The sequence below is a fragment of the Desulfomicrobium norvegicum genome, from assembly GCF_900114595.1.
In the GTDB taxonomy this organism is placed as follows: domain Bacteria; phylum Desulfobacterota; class Desulfovibrionia; order Desulfovibrionales; family Desulfomicrobiaceae; genus Desulfomicrobium; species Desulfomicrobium macestii.
The window spans coordinates 66,332-79,531 of record NZ_FOTO01000004.1; the positions used below are offsets into that span (position 1 = coordinate 66,332).

The following is a 13,200-nucleotide window of genomic DNA, read 5'->3' on the forward strand; positions in this document are numbered from 1 at the left end:
TCAGCTCTCCATGTCCGCTCAGATCCAGATTTCTGATTCTCTTCAGCGCAGCCTGCGGCTGCTCCCCATCTTTTCCACCTCCCGCAGGTATTCATCCGACCTGTCCAGGTAGAAGGCCAGGGCCCGGGAAAAGTTCTTGCCCACCAGACCGTCCACGAACATCTGGCTGATCTCTCGGTAGCGTTTGAGAACGTACTGGGAGCGCAGAAAGATGAGCCATTCCTCCTTGCTCATGTCCTGGGATATGAATTCCAGGGCCTTGGAGGCGCGGGGTTGGTAGAGCCAGAAATACATCAGGTCCAGGGCGTTGACGATGAGCACCTTTTCCAGGTCGCGGGCTTCGTAGGAAATCGTTTCCATGAACATTTTGGGCGACTGGAGCATGTCCAGCACGTCTTCTTCCGGGAAAAGGACATCCAGGCGGGCAAAGGCGTCAAACATGGCGATGAGTTTGGCACGGTAGTCGGCCAGGCGCACCCTTACATTGTTGTGACGGTCGCCCAGCCCTTCGATAACCGCCGCCACGCAGTCCGAGGCGAATTTGGAGATGATGGCGGCCCATTTCTGCAGAGCCTGCTCCACCCCGGTCATTCCGGCCAGGTGCATGCTGCCGGCTATGCCGCTGTTGAAGAGAACGGCCAGGGGGATGGACAGGATGCTGCGGAAGAAGTTGGCCAGGACCACGGCACGCGGCAGGCCGCGAAAGGTGTTGTGGCTGGAGATGTAGATGCCGTTGGCCAGGGCCATGGACGCAAAAAGCAGGACCGGGTCCGTGGCCGTGGTGATGCCCAGGCCACGATCCAGTATGATGGTTTTGACCAGGAGGTCCAGCAGGGGAACGGAGAAGCCTGTGTACAGCAGATCGTCGGCAACGCGGCTCCAGCTGATCAGGGAATTCCACTGCAAAAGAGGTGAGCGCGTCAAGCCGCCCCCGCCGAGCACTGCCTGCAGGATGTTGCGCACTCCGGTGATGGCGAACCAGATCAGTCCTCCGAAATAGGCCAGGACCCACCAGTCCTTGGTCAGGGCAAAGGTCAGGAAGGCCGGAATGAATCCGACCAGTATCTTGAGGACGTTTTTCAGCCCCGTGTTCAGGTACTTCAAGGAAAGATGGTTATCGCCGGCCGCACCACTTTTTTTGGTGATGCGTAGCCCGTTGTCGTGCTCAAGCTGCACGCCGCCCAAGGTGACGATATTGCCACGGCGTTTGGGATGGATGTCGATGCTGTCGAGAAACCATTCCTGCTCCCGGCAGCATCCGGCCAGTTCCATTCCTGGGATCTTTCGCGCCAGCCTCAAAAGGAAAGTATCTTCATTTTTTGCGTGACAGCGGGTGCGGAAATGGACCGTCATCCTGGCGGTGACCGGAAGCTGCTTGCGCTGCCTTTGAGACTGGTTCAGCGCGATTTTCTGGGCTCGCTTGGGCAGAGTTTCAAGCACCACCACGCCCATCCCGTATTGGTGCCTGGACTGGCCCGTGGAGCCGCTTCCGATGCGCGAGCCGAGGGGCCGCTTCTTGTAGTACTTATGGAATGCTTCGATGTTGAAAAGAATGTCGAGAAGCTTGTTTTTGCGCGCCTCCATGAGCAGTAGTTCGCGTTCAAGCTCGGTCGCGTGTGAAAGGGCATTCTTGTTTCGCGAATGGGCCACTGTGTTTTCCAGGGCCAGGCGGTCTTCCTCGAAGGACCATATCACGGCACGGATGGCCCGCTTCAAGGCGATGACGTTGTCCTCGTTCAGGGCTTTTTGCAGCTCAGCGATCTGGGCGCAGGTTCGCTCCGGACTGATGGCGTCCACGGCATCGCCGGGACAGACCAGTTGCGAGGACACGGGCATCGACCATTTGCCCCTGGATGCGTCTTTGAGATTGTAGAGTTCGATGTTGCTGATATGTCCCTGGCAATCATACAGGATTTCCAGGGCATCGGCCGTGGAGAGATTGCTCAGGTTCAGCGTGAAATGTGACGATGAGTGAAATTTGGCCAGTCTCGGCAACAGTTCCCCGACCTTGAGGCGCAGCAGGGGTGGAACCTCGGGAGTGTCCTGGGGAATGGTCGGGTCGTGCAGTTCCGGGTTGCGGCATGGTTGCAGGTAGCGGTTGATGAGCAGTTCCGAGTCGATGGAGTTCAGGGCGTCGAGGCGTTCAATCAATTCCTTGCGCCTTTTTGGCGTGGCGGTTTCGTACTCCTGGGCCATGACCTGCGCGATCTGCTTGAGCTTTGGCTGCATGCCGCTCTGGATGTATTTGGCCAGGTGCAGGAGGGACGGCTGGCCCGTGCCCACGAAGGTGGCGAAGGCCTTTTCGTCGAGCAGGTCGAGTTCCAGTCCGTACTCCTGGGCCAATTCTCCGCGGTGGATGCGGTTGTATGCCTGCAACGCCTCGAATACGTATTTCTGCTGGTAGGCGGAAACCATCCGCCCTTCCTTCATGAAGGCCTTGACCGGCTGTTCCTCTAGAAAGGCGCGGAAGGACTTGGGGTCGGTGTAGCTCTGGGGTTCCCAGATCACGCGTACGTACTTGCCCCGAAAACGCGAGGACACATCGATGCCGATGCGAATGTGCATGCCCAGTATGCAGCCCGCTTCCAGAAGTTCCTCGGCCACCTCGGCGTCCACATAGTTGTAATAGACAACGGTCAAAAAGCGCACGCCCTTGATCCATGCGTCCATGACAAGATGGGTCGGGGATTTGCGGCCCTTGGTGTTGGCGTCGTGGACATGGTGGTCGAAGGCGAGCTGATTCCACTCCTCGGGCATTTCCAGAAGGTGGTATTTGTCGAGTTCGGCCCGGACCACGCGGGGCTTGCCGGAGGAAGCCATGCGGAAGTCGTGGGCGAGGCGCAGCTGGGTTTCCTCGTCTTCCCGGTGGCGTATGAGCTCCTTCATGATCTGCAGGAGCACCCGCGACGTGTTTTTCTGCAGGTAGGCGTTGCCCGCGAGAAGCACCTCGTCCTTGAGCGCGCGCAATGCGTTGAGGCGGTCGGAGGACATGCCCACTTCCAGGGAGCCGAGGAGGCTCGCGATGGCATAGGCGATGCGCAGTACCCGTGGCGCGGCCATTTCTTTGATGCCGTGCGGATGCATGCACGAATCGAGCAGGGAACGGATATTGGTGTTTTGCGCCGTGCGGTCCAAAACATCGTTGACGATGCGCAGCAGCGTATAGTCGTTGGAATCGAAGAAGAGCCGGGAATGCGCCACGTCTGGTCCTGTTGTAGACGAGCCTGGCCTAAGCCGGTTCGTTGTTCGTGGGGGAGGAGGCCTTGCGGCTGTCGTTGACGCACTTCTTGCGGTACGCGTCCTCAAGCTTGTAGAGCAGGTCTTCCAAATCGGCTGGCTTCATCAGGTAGTCGAAGGCGCCACGATTCATCCCTTCCATGGCCGCGTCGATGCTGGCATGGCCGGTAAGCATGATCACTTCGGTACTGGGCCAGTTGGCCTTGATTCTTCTCAGGACCTCCAGTCCGTCCATGCCCGGCATCTTCACGTCCAGGACAACCACGTCCCGGGGTTCCTCGGCCAGCATGGCCAGCGCCTGCTCTCCCCGCGACGCGCCCTGGGCCTTCAGGCCCCGCTTGGCCAGCCTTTTGATGATAGTGCGCAGGAAGTCTTCCTCGTCATCCACAAGCAATACAGAAAATTCTTCCATTTGGGCTCCTTGAAGTCTTTCGAACAGGCTCCGACATCACGTAATTGCCTATAGGCATGCATAGCCCGAGATGCGGCCGGGAGGCAACGCCCTTGTTGGTCCTTTGTCGCCGACAATACGGACTTTTACGTACGACACCCGAGATGCGTTTTGCTAGTTTGTCCGTTTAGGAGGAACAGCGTACGCGCATTCAAGGCCCCATCCCCCCACTTCCCTGGCAACTTGGCGTAATGGGCTATCTCGGCGGTATTCTGGTCTGGGCCCACGCCCTCCCCGTCGTGATCGCCTGCATGTTGACCGCGCTGGCATTTGCCCGTCGCGGCCGGACCTTTGCGCTCATGGTGTCGTGTTTCGGGCTCGGGCTGCTCGCGGGGATGCCAGGGGTGGAGGATGATCAGATGGCGCTCTTGAATGGTCAGTTTCGAATACAGGGAGTAGTGGATGCGGTGCGCACGCATCCGGGGCGCAGGATCAGTGTTCTGGTCCGCGATGTGGTGGAGCTGGACACAAACGCGACCCTGCCAGGCAGGCTGCTCTGGAGCTGGACGGATCCGCCCTTCATTCCGCAGGCTGGCCTGAAATTCACGGCCGATCTGCGCATCCGCGAACTGCGCTCAAGGGCCAATTTTGGTCTTTCATCGAGTGAGGCATACTGGAAGCGAAAGGGCGTTCGGCACCGCGCGTACTCACGAGGAGCCGCCCACGTAACCTGGGAAGAAGGACGGATCAGCCCTCGGGCCTGGCTGTTGAATCTGGCCAGTCCGCTGATGCCTGATACCCAGGGCGGGGCGGCGGTCCGGGCTCTGCTTTTCGGGGACAGGTTTTTGCTTGAGGCAGACTTCATGGACCGCATCCGCAGGGCCGGGCTGTCCCACAGCCTGGCTCTGTCGGGGCTGCATCTGGCGCTGGTCGCGAGCTTTGGCCTGGGCGCGGCCTCGGTCTTGAGCCGGGTCTGTCCCTGGCTGCTTCTGATCCTGCCGCGCCGGAAACTGGCCGTCCTTTCGGCTTTTCCTCTTGTCGCCGCCTATCTGTGGCTCGGCGATTTTTCTCCGTCGCTTCTGCGCGCCTTTGTCATGCTTACCGCCGTGTCCCTGCATCTATTTATTGGCTCACGGTCGCATCCGCAGGATGCTCTTTTTGCGGCCATGGCCGTGCTGATCATGGCTGATCCCGCCTCGGCCCACGATCTGAGCCTGCAGCTTTCCGTGCTGGCCGTCGGAGGCCTCGTTCTGTTCATGCCAATCGCTGCGGCCCTGATCGCTCCCTTGCGAGATCGCGGCGCCCTCTGGCGGCCCATTCATGGGCTGCTGACGCTTCTGGCGGTGACATGCTGCGCCAACCTGTTCATCCTGCCGGCGCAGGTCCTGTATTTTTCCGAGGTCACCGCGCACCTGTGGCTCAATCTTTTGTGGCTGCCGGTGCTCAGCCTGGCGGTGCTGCCCCTGGCCTTTCTGGGGCTTGCGGCGTCGCCGTGCTGCCCGCTCCTGGCCAAAGGATGTTTCTTCGCTGCCGCCTGGGGTGTGGACGTTCTGGATCGCTTTCTGGTGCTGCTCGATGGGGCGGGTTTTCTTGCCGTAACGCCCGTGCTGCGGCCTTCAGGGGTGCAGGTGGTCGGGTACGGGGTCGTGCTGGTGGCGGGAAGCGTGCTCCTGAGTCCCGCCCGGCCCAGGGCAAGGGCGCTTGCATTTCTGGGGCTGGGGCTGACTTTGTTGGCCGTTCCGCCATTGTGGCAGGAGGGCAGGCAGTGGCGCGACGAGGTTGAATTGACGGTCCTGGACACGGGGATGAGTCAGGCGATCATGGTGCGTGGCAGTACCGGCCGGACGGTGCTCGTGGATGGCGGGGGAGGCTGGAGCGCCGATTATGATCCGGGGCGGGCCGTGGTTGGCCCGGCCTTGAGCTGGCAGCATCCTCCCCGAGTTGACAGGGTGCTGTTGTCCCACGTTCACGCCGATCATCTGCGGGGTCTTTTTTACATTCTGGATGCTTTTGAGGTGGCCTGGTTCGGGTGGTCCGGACTTGTGGACCAGTCGAATGATTCGCGGCGGCTGGTGGAGAGGCTGGCGCAAAACTCCTGGCCGGCGCACCGGTTGCGCGCCGGAGACAAGGTGGTCATCGAGCCCGGTCTTCATCTGGAGGTGCTTTATCCTGCACCCGCCGAGACGGGCATTTCCGACAACGACACGTCGCTGGCGCTGCGCCTGGTGCGGAATGGGCGCGGCCTGGCCCTCTTGCCCGCCGATCTGGAAAAAAGCGCTTTGGAGCGGCTCATGAGGCAGGGAAGTGCGTTGACGGCCGAAGTGCTGGTGCTTCCTCATCATGGCTCCAAATCGAGCCTGCACCCCCGCTTCCTGGGCAAGGCCGGAGCGGCATGGGCCGTGGCGGCCTGCGGGCCGGGCAACCGGTTCGGTTTTCCTCATCCTTCCGTGGTGCTGGCCTGCAAGCGGGCGGGGCTTGAGGTCCTGACCACCGCCGAACATGGCGCGCTCAGATTTTGCTGGCGCGGGGAGAAGGCGGTGCGGGTCGAAAGCGCGCGCTTCGGGGCGCTTTGCAGGGATTGATCCGATTGTGCCTCGCGGGTCTTTCCTGTATGGGCGTGGCGGTACGGACAACCCAGAAGGAGAACCAGATGACAACCATCATGCCCGGTGACAAGAACCTGCGCAACGCCATCGCCTGGATCGAGGAGCATCGCCGCGAAGACCCGGATTTGAAGAAGCTCATGGCCCAGGCGGCCATGCGGTTCGACCTGACCCCGCCGGAAGAGCTGGCTCTGGCGAGATTCTACCGCGAGGAGGCCGTGTCCCGGTGATTCGAGTGCCTCTTCTGCAACGGGAGCTTTTCAAGGAGATGGGGATAATCGCCTCCATTTGCCTTGGCGGCTTTTTGTGTCTCATCCTGCTTGGCCGCCTCCTGCAATTGCGGGATCTGTTCATGGCCCAGGGCGTGACTTTTTTCGACCTGGTCAAGCTCTTTACCTATCTGAGCCCTTTTTTCCTGATCATGCTCATACCGGTGTCGTGCATGCTTGGACTTTTTTTGACTTTCCTGCGTATGGGCGCCGACCGGGAACTCATTTCCCTGCGCGCCGGGGGAGTCAGCATCTGGCCTCTCTTGCCCGCGCCCATGCTCCTGTGCCTGCTGTGTTCCGCGCTGACGGTATGGATTTCCCTCTCGGGCATATCCTGGGGCATGGACAATTTCCGGCAGACGGTGGTGGAATTGGCCCGCCACAAGACTTCCGTCAACGTACAACCCGGAGTCTTCAACACCTCCTTTCCCGGCCTGACCGTGTATGCCCGCCAGGCGGACCCGGGCAGCGGCGCGTTGCTGGACGTTTTCGTTCTCGACAGTTCAAGATCCAAGGCCCGTGCGACCATTGTCGCCCCTGTCGGCCAGATTGATTCCGACCCGGATCTTGGCCAGGTTTTCGTGCGCCTTAAGGACGGGCATGTCTACCGCGAGGAGGGTGGTGAGCTGAGCGTCATAAGCTTTGAAAGCTACATCCTTTCCCTGGACATGACACGCTTGCTGGGCGGTTTCGAGTTGAGTGACAAGGCCCCCAAGGAGATGTCCTGGAAGGATCTTCAAGCGTTGAAGGGCGACGGATTCAAGGACAGGAGCGAAAATTTTCAGCGCCGGGTGGAGATAGAACTGCACAAACGCTTTTCCTTGCCCGCGGCCTGCATCGTGCTTGGATTTTTCGCCCTGCCGCTGGCCTTTTTCTTTCAGGGCATGAAGCGCCAGTTCGGGCTGATCGTTTGCCTTGGCGCATTTTTCCTCTACTACGTGCTTTTGTCCGGGGGCATGTCCCTGGCTGAAAGCGGGGTGTTGACACCGGCGTTGGCCCTGTGGCTGCCCAACTTCATTTTCCTGCTGGCCGCGGCGGTGGGCATGTGGCTGGTCGCGACGGAGAAGGAGGTCAATTTCCGGATGCTGCGGTTCTGGGTACTCAGAACCCTGGGCCTGAAGGGGGCAGACGCATGAAGCTGCTGACACGTTACATCCTGCGGCAAAATCTTTTTCTTCTTCTGCTGGTTTGCGGCATCGGCCTTGGGATCTATGTCTTCATCGATCTTTTCGACAGGCTCGATGACTTTCTGGAGGCGGGGGTAGGTCTGTCTTCCGTTGGGGCCTATTTTCTCTACCGCACGCCCTTTATCCTGGCCCAGATCTTTCCTGCGGTTTTCCTGATCGCGCTCATGGTGCAGATGGGGCTCATGCTGCGCAGCCGCGAGCTTCTGGCCCTGGAAGCATGTTCCGTGTCACCGGGGGCTGTGGCCAAATCCGTGATCTGGTACGCCCTTGCCCTCTGCGTGGCGCAGCTTCTTTTTTCCGAGGCGTTGGGCGTGAGCGGTCACAGGGCCGCGGATCGGATCTGGAACGAGGAGGTGCGCAACCGTCAGATTGAAAAACGGCAGCTGGCCGACATCTGGTTTCGCGAGGGCAATCGCATCGTGCACATGGGCGAAGTGACTCCTGCCGCTGGTCAGGGTTCAAGACTGACGGTGCATGTCCTGGAAGATGACGACGCCGGGAGCATAAAAGAGATCCTGCGTGCCCGGACATTCAAGTCGACTGCCGCCGGCTGGCTTTTGACGGATGTGACGCGCACGTTCCCTGCGTCCTTCGAGGTGCTCGAAGCGGCGCAAATGGAGCTTGACCTGCGTACCGATCTGGGCAGCTTTCTGATCGTCGATCCCAAGACCCGGCTTGAGTCGTTGCCGCTCTGGCAACTGGGCGCCGAAATACAGCGGCTGCAAGATTCCGGCTCGAACATCGAGCGTTTGCAGACCGCCTGGCACATGAAGCTGGCCTATGCGGGCTCGGTCCTGGTCATGGCGCTCATCGCCCTGGCCGTGGTGTCCCTTTTCGGGTCGCTTTTCGTCATCATCCCCATTGGGCTGGTGGCCACATTCTGCTATTACGGATTGTTCGTGCTGTGCGCCTCGGCCGGGGAAAAGGGCCTTGTGCCGCCGATGCTGGCAGCCTGGGCGGCCAATGTTTTCTTCACGGCCGTCGCAGGCGGATGGATGCTGCGCGGCCGGTCCTTTCATCTGGGTTGATTGCCGACAGGGGGCTGGGATGGTCTGGTGGATTACGATTGGCGGATTTTTGCTCGGATGTCTGGTTGCCTATGCCATGATTCAGGGGAGCTCGGATGATGACGATGACTCACAGCCCTGAGGCAGGGTCTTTTCGACGGGCTCCAGGTACCTGGTGAGAATCCGCAGGATTTCAGGATAGAAATCGTCAGAAAAGCTCAGCCCCAGGATGTTTTCCTTGGCCAGCAGGCGGGCGCGGGTCGAGCCGAAGACCGTGGAGAAGATGACGCTGGCGGCCAGATTGGGCTCCAGATCCGCGCGGATGGAGCCGTCGGCGATGCCCTTGCGCAGGCACTCAAGCATCTTTTCGACTACCTTGGAGCAGACATTCAGGATTTCGGAGTTGTCCGCGTCGACGGTGTTGGCCAGAAACGGGGAGCAGCGCAGCAGGGTCAGGAAGCCTGAGTCGGGCTCCGTGGACGCCTTCAGGATGCATTTGGCGAAATTTAGCACGCCGCTCAGTCCGTCGGATGCATAGTACTGGCTCTCGTCGATCTTGAGTAGCAGGTTCGAGAGGATGTCTATCTCCACCAACTGGAACAGGTTTTCCTTGCTCCCGTAGTGATGGGCGATGAGTCCGTCGGCGATACTCGCCTCCTGGGCGATGCGCTTGTAGGTGGTTTCCGCGTACCCCAGTTCCCCAAAAAGCCGTTTGGCCGTCTTCAGAATGCGTTCTTTGTTGCCTATGGCCACTTGCCTTCTCCCCTTGTTTTTTTTCTGACTTGTACCCAGCCCCCATTGACCAGTCCACCATTTTTCCGTCTAAATCCTGCTTGTCCGTTCAATAAAGCTGATTGCCTGAAAATGAGGATGAGTACGGGCAATGCTCTTTAATGGCGGTGCGTTGCAAAACTCTTGACGCAGAAACCTTCTTCATTTAGCGCTCTAGCAAAAATATATTGAGCGCGCACTTAAGGTGCTTCGCTTGTGGCGAAAACAGTGCAACTAAGGGGAGGATGGATGCAAACTTTGAAATCGTGGGTCATTGCTTGGAGTCTGGTGCTGTTAACCGCGCAATTCGGCTTTGCGGCCGGGTTCGGCATTTATGAATGGAGCGCTCGCGGCAACGCCCTGGGCGGGGCCACGGTGGGCCGTGCTGACGATCCATCCGCCCTTGCCACAAACCCGGCAGGCATAACCCAGCTTGATGGCTTGCAGGTTCTGGGCGGGTTCACGGCAATTCATCCGGTGCTTGACATCAAGGCTGACGGCAAATGGTATTCCTCGGACAAGGATTCCCTCTGGATTCCGCCACATTTTTTCGCCACCTGGAAGGTTAACGACCGCTACTCCATAGGCCTTGGAACGTTCTCCCGCTTCGGCCTGGGTTCCGTTTTCGATGAAGATTGGGGCGGCCGTTACAATTCCTACGAAGCCATCATTGAATCCGTTTCCATCAATCCCAACGTGGCCGTGAAAGTTACGGATAATTTTTCCGCCGCGTTTGGTGTCGAGGCCATGTATCTGAATTTTTCGCAGAAGAAGAAGCTTAAACTGGGCGCAGTAGATGGTGATGCGCACCTTGATGCTGATGGCATGGGATATGGTTTCAATATGGCCTTGCATTATCAGCCCTGTTCTTACGCTAAACTGGGACTTTCCTATCGCAGCCCGGTGACAATGAAGGTTACAGGAGACGCAAATTTTTCTGATATTCCTGCCGGTTTGCCGTTGCCTGCAGGCTATTTTGAGGACACTTCCGCGAGTGGCACTGTAACACTGCCTGATTCTTTCGCTTTTGGTGTCGCAATGTATCCAACGGAGAAACTTAGTGTTGAAGTTGGTGCCGTTTATACGTTGTGGAGCAAATATGATGAGCTGAAGATTAATTTCGGCGATGCCACTATTTATAAACCAGGAAATGTTGTCCTTGTTGATCAAACCGTGACCCCCAAAAATTGGGACGACGTATGGCGCTTCAACATCGGCGTTGAATATGCCGCTCTGGATTGGCTCGATCTGCGCGTCGGATACGTCTATGACCAGTCTCCTCTTCAGGACGACACCATCGACTACATGGTCCCGGCCAATGACCGTCACTTGTTGAACGGTGGTCTTGGTTTTCATTGGGACAGCTGGGTTGTGGACGTGAACTACACTTACCTTATGATCATGGATCGCGACATTGACGCCAGGGCAGCGGATTATGTGCGTGAAGGTGAAATCGACAACGCCGATGCGCATATGGTCGGCCTGTCCATTGGTTACAAGTTCTAGCTCTTATCCAGGAATCAGGCACTTGAAGTCAAAAAAAAGCCCCGCATCGCGGGGCGTTTTTTTATGCTCTGTTTTCGGCGCAAGGAGGAGGGTTTCCGGTTTTTGCAACGCTTCGGCTCAGGTACGGAACCGCCCGAGCAGGTTGAAGAGGTTGGAGGCCAGCCGGCGCAGCTCTTCCGCGTTGCGGGCCACTTCCGCAGTGTTCCGGTTGGTGCTTTCGGCCGCGCTGTTCACGTCCGCTATTTCGTCCGAGATGTCCCTTATGACCGCCGAACTCTGGGCCACGTTCACGTTGATTTCCTGCAGTCCTTGTGAAGCCTGCGCCACGTTGCCGGCGATGTCGCGTGTGGCCACGGACTGCTCTTCGATGGCGGCCGCCACACTGGCGATGATGTTGTTTATCTCTTCGATGATCTTGGAGATGGTGATGATCTGACCTTCCGTGGTCTTGGATGTTCCCTGGACCTCGACGATGCGCTCCTTGATCTCCTCCGTGGCTGTCGCGGTCTGCTTGGCCAGTTCCTTGATTTCATTGGCGACAACGGCAAATCCGCGCCCAGCCTCTCCGGCTCTCGCGGCCTCGATGGTGGCATTGAGGGCCAGTAGGTTGGTCTGATCCGAAATCTCGGTGATGATGGCGGTGACCTTGCCGATATCCATGGCCGCGTCGCCCAGCGCGCTCATTGCGGCTGTCGCGGCATCGGCCTCGGTCATTGCCCGCCCGGCGACGGTTCTGGCCTTTTCGGTGTTGGAGGCGATCTCGGTTATGGTCACAGCCATTTCTTCGGTGGCCGTGGCCACCATGTTGGTGTTCTGGGTGGTCTGCTCCATGGCGGCGGCCACGCTGCCGAACCTTGTGTTGAGATCCTGGGTCGCGGCGGCCACGGACTCTGCCTTGCGCGCCGCCTCGTTCGCACCGGAGGTCAAAGCCTGGGAGATGGACAGCAGGCGGTCCGAAGCGTTGTTCAGGCTTCCGCCGTTTGAGACAACCTCGCTGATTATGACGCGCAGCTTTTCCAGAAAGGTGTTGAACCAGCGCGCCATCTCGCCGATCTCATCGTTGGAGGTCACTTCGAGCTTGCGTGTCAGATCTCCTTCACCCTCGGCCACATCCTTGAGCATGCCGGTGGCGTTGATGACGGGTCTGGCCATGGTGTTGGCGAAGAATGCGGCCAGAGTCAGGAATATGGCCACGAGCACCACGGCCATGATCGCCATCTTGCGCAGCATGGAGTTGAATCCGATCATGACCTCCTCTTTTTCGATGACTCCAATGAGCTTCCAGCCCAGTCCCTCGATGGTGTGCACCTGGGCGAACCAGTCCTTACCGTCCATGACCACTTCCATTCCTCCCTGGTCGATCGTGTCCAGTTGCGCCAATGCCGGGACATCGCTTTCATTCATCTTCTTGAAATTGAGGTTTTCATGCCTGGGGTTGGCCAGGATTGTCCCGTCGTCCTGTACGAGAATCACGTATCCTGTCTGGCCCATGGGAGACTTTTCGATCAATTCGGTCAGCACCCCGAGCCCCACGTCCAGCCCTGTGCAGCCGATGATCTCGCCGCCTTCGGTGGTGATGGGGAACATGTTGCTGATGACCGCCTCGCCCGTCGTCGAAAGATAGGCAGGAGAAATGGATGCCTTGTTCGGAGTAGCCATGGCCGTGGTGTACCAGGGGCGTTTGCGGGGATCGTAACCGGGAGGCATCTCGCTTTCGCCTGAAGAGACGAAGCCGCCCCATTTGGTGCCGAGAAACACTTCGACGTATTCGGGATGCGTGGTGTGGATATTTTTAAAAAACCGCGCAATATTTTCTTCCAACGGACTGCGCACGATGTCCTTGGGAGCTTTCTTCACGGTCTCCTCGACATAGCTGTGCAGGCTTTCATCGGCCTGGAGCACCAGGGCGTCGCGGGCGATCATGGTCGTCATTTTCAGCGCCTTGTCGACAAAGATGCCGATGGCCCGGTCTATCTGGGATAATTCCTTGCCCGCGGAATTGTGAAACGTGTCGATGGACGATTCACGAATCTGGAGCCCCAGCACGACACATATGATCAGGATCGAGGTCAGGATGGTGGTGGTGAAGGCCAAAAGAAGCTTTTTTCGAATGGAGAGCTTCATGCGGATCTCCTTCCCCGTTTGGGGATGGGCTGATGTGACGGGCTGGTTCAAAGGGGGGGTACATATTTTTATGTATATGAGTAGAGCAGGATAAATCCAGTGTTT

At 58.6% G+C, this 13,200-nt stretch carries 9 protein-coding genes; 5 read left to right on the forward strand and 4 right to left on the reverse strand.

Going from position 1 to position 13,200, the window contains the following annotated elements; all coding sequences use genetic code 11:
* Window positions 1-42 precede the first annotated feature (42 nt).
* Entirely contained in the window at window positions 43-3,201 is a 3,159-nt protein-coding gene (locus BMZ24_RS07890; protein WP_092191013.1) for a hypothetical protein, read from the reverse strand.
* A 28-nt stretch (window positions 3,202-3,229) separates the two neighbouring features.
* On the reverse strand, window positions 3,230-3,649 hold the full coding sequence (locus BMZ24_RS07895) for a response regulator (RefSeq protein ID WP_092191015.1): 420 nt from the start codon (window positions 3,647-3,649) through the stop codon (window positions 3,230-3,232).
* 230 nt (window positions 3,650-3,879) lie between these two features.
* Here BMZ24_RS07895 and BMZ24_RS07900 point away from each other — a divergent pair, with 230 nt between their 5' ends.
* The 4 genes from BMZ24_RS07900 to BMZ24_RS07915 all read left to right on the forward strand — a co-directional run bounded on the left by BMZ24_RS07900 (window position 3,880) and on the right by BMZ24_RS07915 (window position 8,715).
* Complete coding sequence (locus tag BMZ24_RS07900; protein WP_092191017.1) at window positions 3,880-6,210, forward strand: DNA internalization-related competence protein ComEC/Rec2; 2,331 nt, start codon at window positions 3,880-3,882, stop codon at window positions 6,208-6,210.
* Between the two features lie 68 nt (window positions 6,211-6,278).
* Window positions 6,279-6,461 (forward strand): hypothetical protein, encoded by a 183-nt coding sequence (locus BMZ24_RS07905; RefSeq protein ID WP_092191019.1) that lies wholly within the window; start codon window positions 6,279-6,281, stop codon window positions 6,459-6,461.
* 5 nt (window positions 6,462-6,466) lie between these two features.
* Complete coding sequence (lptF, locus tag BMZ24_RS07910) at window positions 6,467-7,636, forward strand: LPS export ABC transporter permease LptF (RefSeq protein ID WP_244150305.1); 1,170 nt, start codon at window positions 6,467-6,469, stop codon at window positions 7,634-7,636.
* On the forward strand, window positions 7,633-8,715 hold the full coding sequence (locus tag BMZ24_RS07915; RefSeq protein ID WP_092191023.1) for an LptF/LptG family permease: 1,083 nt from the start codon (window positions 7,633-7,635) through the stop codon (window positions 8,713-8,715). Before lptF ends, BMZ24_RS07915 begins: the two co-directional genes overlap by 4 nt.
* Before the next feature lie 81 nt (window positions 8,716-8,796).
* On the opposite strand, the gene BMZ24_RS07920 is transcribed toward BMZ24_RS07915, so the two are convergent.
* A complete protein-coding gene (locus BMZ24_RS07920) occupies window positions 8,797-9,447 on the reverse strand; it encodes a TetR/AcrR family transcriptional regulator (protein WP_161949084.1) in 651 nt (216 codons plus the stop codon).
* A 267-nt stretch (window positions 9,448-9,714) separates the two neighbouring features.
* On the opposite strand from BMZ24_RS07920, the gene BMZ24_RS07925 reads away from it, so the two are divergent.
* Window positions 9,715-10,971, forward strand: a complete 1,257-nt coding sequence (locus BMZ24_RS07925; protein WP_092191027.1) for an OmpP1/FadL family transporter — start codon at window positions 9,715-9,717, stop codon at window positions 10,969-10,971.
* A 117-nt stretch (window positions 10,972-11,088) separates the two neighbouring features.
* Here the strand turns inward: BMZ24_RS07925 and BMZ24_RS07930 are convergent, their stop codons facing one another.
* Window positions 11,089-13,095, reverse strand: a complete 2,007-nt coding sequence (locus BMZ24_RS07930) for a methyl-accepting chemotaxis protein (RefSeq protein WP_092191029.1) — start codon at window positions 13,093-13,095, stop codon at window positions 11,089-11,091.
* Window positions 13,096-13,200: the final 105 nt, after the last annotated feature.